At 66.9% G+C, this 4,680-nt stretch carries 4 protein-coding genes; all 4 read right to left on the reverse strand.

The annotated features are described in order from the left end of the window. The coding region (locus QSG27_RS27725; protein WP_306711927.1) for a FecR/PupR family sigma factor regulator at positions 1-258 on the reverse strand (258 nt) is incomplete at its 3' end. Beyond that, positions 258-764: a sigma-70 family RNA polymerase sigma factor gene (locus tag QSG27_RS27730; RefSeq protein WP_306711929.1), complete on the reverse strand. Its 507-nt coding sequence runs from the start codon at positions 762-764 to the stop codon at positions 258-260. The genes QSG27_RS27725 and QSG27_RS27730, both read right to left, overlap by 1 nt. Before the next feature lie 237 nt (positions 765-1,001). Next, a complete protein-coding gene (nirK, locus tag QSG27_RS27735; RefSeq protein ID WP_306711931.1) occupies positions 1,002-2,078 on the reverse strand; it encodes a copper-containing nitrite reductase in 1,077 nt (358 codons plus the stop codon). A 250-nt stretch (positions 2,079-2,328) separates the two neighbouring features. Beyond that, positions 2,329-4,485, reverse strand: coding sequence for an acetate--CoA ligase family protein (locus QSG27_RS27740; protein WP_306711933.1), 2,157 nt, complete (start codon positions 4,483-4,485; stop codon positions 2,329-2,331). Positions 4,486-4,680: the final 195 nt, after the last annotated feature.

A 4,680-nucleotide genomic window follows, 5' to 3' on the forward strand; every position in this document is an offset into this window, starting at 1 on the left:
GAACGCCAGGAAGGGGCGCCGCGGCGGCGCCGGGGCCGGAGCGTGGAACCTGCGGGGGTCGGCCACCCGGTCCAGGTCGCCCCACAGGCCGGCGAGCCGGTCGTATTCGCGCCGGTGGGCCGGGTCCTGCGCCAGCCAGGCGGAAAAGGCCCGGCGGTCCGCCGCGTCGGCATCGCCGGATTCCATGCGCACGAACCACGCCAGGGCCGCGTCGCGCGGGGTCTCCGGTAAGTCCGGTTGGTCGCGGTTCCGGTCCATCAGTGCGCCAGCCGGTCGCGGCAATGAGCCAGGGCTTTCATGACATGCTTCTCCACCATGCTGCGCGAGATGCCGAGGCGCGCGGCGATGTCGGCATGGCTCAGCCCGTCGAATTTGTGAAGCAGAAACACCTCGCGGCAGCGCGGCGGCAGTTCGGCCAGCGCCTGGCTCAGCCGTTCCAGCCGCTGCTTGTGCTCCAGGGTGGACTCGGCGTCCGGTTCGTCCAGCGGGTGGTCGAGCCCCAGTTCCGCCGGGGCGAAGCGCCGTCCCCGGCGGGTTTCCGCGCGCATCCGGTCGAGCGCGATGTTGTCGGCCATGCGGTACAGGTAGGAGCGGGGGTTGTCGATTTCCGGCAGGGCGGTCAGGCTGCGCAGCCGCAGATAGGTGTCCTGCACGACGTCCTCGGCCAGGCACAGCGACCCCAGGCGCCGGGCCAGATGGCCGGTCATCTCTTCGTAGTGGTCGAGCAGCAGCCCCAGCAGGGAAGACCGGTCTCTTTCAGCCATGACGTGGGCGACACCCGTTCCCAGAACCTTGCGGCCCACTCCTAAACCACGAATGCGAATCATTCGCAATCTATACATCGACCGGAAAAAATATCTTTGCCGGGGGAGGTGAGGGGGTGGCCGGCGCCGGTCGTCGTGATGTCGGGTGGTGTGTGTGCGGTGCGCCCTGCCGCCGCGAAAAACGGAAGAAGGCGGGCTTTCGCCCGCCTTCCCCGTCCGCATGCCGTTATGGTGGGATCAATGCTTCATCTCGCCGAGCTGCTTGCGGGAGTCGCCGCTCTTGTCGAGGATGATGCTGTCGTCCGCCTTGCCATCGACTTCCAGAATGCCGATCAGGCCCTTGGTGGCGCGGCTCAAGGCGTGATCGACCAGCGCGTATTTGCCCGGGTAATCGACCTTGAACTCCACCATCGTCGCCCCGCCCGGCGCCACAGTGACCGTCTGCACGTTCTTCAGCGGCGTGGTCTCCAGGTCACCGAGATTGTGGACGCGGTCGAAGATCTCGCCGATGACATGGAAGGACGAGGTGAAGTTCGGGCCGCCGACGCCGAACCAGATGCGCACGGTTTCGCCCACGCTGGCCTTCAGCGGCTTGTCCTTCACCAGCCCACCCACGGCGCCGTTGAACACCAGATAGCCGGGCTTCTCGTTCACCAAGCCGTCATAGTCGTCCTCCGCCGCCGGCAGGTTCTTCGCCTTGGTGGCGTAGATCTCCTGCTGCATCACGTAGAATTCCTTGTCGACCTTCGGCAGGCCGCCTTCCGGTTCCACCACGATCAGGCCGAACATGCCTTTGGCGATGTGCTGGGCGACCATCGGCGTGGCGCAGTGATAGACGTAGACGCCCGGCGCCATCGCCTTGAAGGAGAACTCCTTGGTCTGGCCCGGCTCCGCCTGGGTGATCTGTCCGCCGCCGAGGAAGCCGGTGGCCGCGTGGAAATCCACGGAATGGTTCATGATCGACCCGGGCGCGTTCGTCATGGACACGTTCACCGTGTCGCCGACGCGGACGCGGACCATCGGGCCGGGGACCTTGTTGTTGAACGTCCAGTAGGTGTAGGTCGTGCCGTCGTCCAGCCTGGCTTCGACCTCGGTCGTGGTCAGCACGACGTTGTGGGTCTTGGGCGCGCGCTTGCCCGCCGCCTCCGGCGCGGGGACCGCCGCGGGGTCCTGGACGATGTCGACCGCCGGCTCCTTGACCTTCGGCTCGGCATACAGCGTGGTGGCCGATGCGCTGCCGATCCCCGAACCAACGCCCGACAGGGCGATGAGGGCGGCGGCGCTGACGGTGGTGAGGAAGGTCCTGGTCTTCATGATGCGATCCGGCAAGTGCGTTGCTCCTGAAGAAAGCATCCCAGGCCGAGCCCCTCCGTTACTTGACCGCCATCAAGAATTTGAAGATTTTCCGATTCAAACACTGCATTTCTATTTATCTCATTTTTGTCCTAATTGTAAGGATCGGAGCATGGAGAACGGCGTGGTGCCGCCGGCGAGAATCCTCGCGCGGCGGCACCACGCCATGCGGTTTCCATCACCGGGCGGCAAACCCGCCGCCGGCCCCGCGCTAAACCAGCCCGGCCGCGCGGGCCCATCGGTATTTGGCGCCCAGCACCGCGACCGGCGTCTCGGTCGTGTAGGGGTAGGCCACGACGCCATGGTCGTACAGATGGCTTGCCGCCTCCTCCACCTGCACGTCGCCGGCCAGCGAGGCGACGATGGGCTTCTCGATGCCCTTCGCCTTCATCTCCTCCTTCACCTCGACGACGAGCCTGGCGAACACCATCGGCGGCGTGATGATCGTGTGCCAATAGCCCAGGATCAGCGCGTGGATGCGGTCATCTTCCAGGCCCAGCCGGATTGTGTTCTTGTAGGTCGCCGGCGGCTCGCCGCCCGTGATGTCCACCGGGTTGCCGGCGGCGCCGAAGGGCGGGATGAACTTGCGGAAGGCGGCGTCGAGGTCCGGCGGCATCGTCATCAGCGACAGGCCGTTGTCCACGCAGGCGTCCGACAGCAGCACGCCCGATCCGCCGGCACCGGTGATGATGACGACGTTCTCGCCCTTCGGCGTCGGCAGCACCGGGATGCCGCGGGCGAACTGCAGCAGATCCTGCAGGCTGCGCGCCCGCACCACGCCCGACTGCCGCAGCACGTCCTCGTAAACCTTGTCGTTGCCGGCGAGCGCGCCCGTGTGGGAACTGGCCGCCCGCGCGCCCAGCGACGTGCGCCCGGCCTTCAGCACGACCACCGGCTTCTTCTTCGAAACCTGCCGGGCGGCCTCCGCGAAGGAGCGGCCGTCCTTCAGATCCTCGCAGTGCATGGCGACGACCTGGGTGTTGTCGTCCTGCTCGAAGAAGTACAGCAGATCGTCCTCGTCGATGTCCGACTTGTTGCCGAGCCCGACGATCGCCGACACGCCCATCCTGGCGGAGCGGCTGAAGCCGATGATCGCCATGCCGATGCCGCCGGACTGCGACGACAGCGCCGCCTTGCCCTTCACGTCGTACGGCGTGCAGAAGGTCGCGCACAGATTCTTCGGCGTGTAGTAGAAGCCGTAGATGTTCGGCCCCATCAGCCGCACGTCATGCTGGCGCGCGATGGCGACAATCTCCTCCTGCCCTTCGACGTTGCCGGTCTCGGCGAAGCCGGACGGGATCAGCACGGCACCGGGGATCTTCTTCTCGCCGACCTCGGTCAACGCCTGGGCGACGAATTTGGCCGGAATGGCGAAGACCGCCACGTCGATGCCGCCCGGCACGTCCTTGACGCTCTTGTAGGCCTTGTGACCCAGGATGTCGCCGGCCTTCGGGTGGATCGGGTAGATCCGGCCCTGGTAGCCGCCGTCGATGAGGTTCCTCATCACGGAATTGCCGATCTTCCCGTCCTCCGCCGAGGCGCCGATGACGGCCACCGCCTCGGGCTTCATGATCCGGTTCATCTGCCGGACGATCTGCTCCTGCGACGGGCGGTAGCGCGGCGCCTTGGGCGCGAAATCCAGGACCACGCGCACGTCGGCGGCGATGGCGCCGTTCTCGCGTGCGAAGACCGGGTTGAGATCGAGTTCGGCGATCTCCGGCACCGCGTCGACGAGGCGCGAAACCTTGACGATCACGTCGGCGAGCGCCTCGCGGTCGACCGCCTTGCCGCCGCGCACGCCCTTCAGCATTTCCGCGGCCTGGATGCCGTCGAGCATCGACAGGGCTTCCTCACGGGTGACCGGGGCGAGGCGGAAGGTGATGTCCTTCAGCACCTCGACCAGAACGCCGCCGAGACCGAAGGCCACCAGCTTGCCGAAGCTCGGGTCGGTGATGGAGCCGACGATGACCTCCACGCCGCCTTGCAGCATCTGCTGGACCTGCACGCCGGCCAGCTCCGCCCCGGCGTCGTAGGCGCGGGCGTTTTCCATGATGGTTCTGAAGCCCTGGCGGACGGCGCCGGCGTCCTGAAGGCCGACCAGAACGCCGCCGGCCTCGGTCTTGTGCAGAATCTGCGGCGACACGATTTTCAGAACGACCGGGAATCCCATGCCCTCGGCGAGGGCGACGGCGTCCTCGGCGCTCGTCGCCACGCCTTCCTTGGGCACCGGGATGTCGTAGAGATCGCAGAGTTCCTTGGCTTCCGGCGCGGTCAGCGCGGTGCGGCCCTCGGCCTTCGCGGTGTCGAGAAGGCGGCGGACGACGTCCGTTGGACGCTCGGCGGGGAGCGGATGGATGGCGGCGGACATGGCCTTTCCTCCTGTGCAAATTTTTCGGTTCACGTCTGGAAGGGTTCGGAAAAACGCCGGAGGCAGCGGCCTCATCCGGCGGGGAGCGGTCTCCGCGCGGCGCCGAGCGCCCCGGTGTCGCGGACTTCGGAAATGCGCCGCTCGTCGAAGCCGAGCACCTCGCGCAGGATTTCGTCGGTGTGCTCGCCGAGCAGC

This window comes from Azospirillum isscasi (assembly GCF_030849505.1).
GTDB classification, from domain to species: domain Bacteria; phylum Pseudomonadota; class Alphaproteobacteria; order Azospirillales; family Azospirillaceae; genus Azospirillum; species Azospirillum isscasi.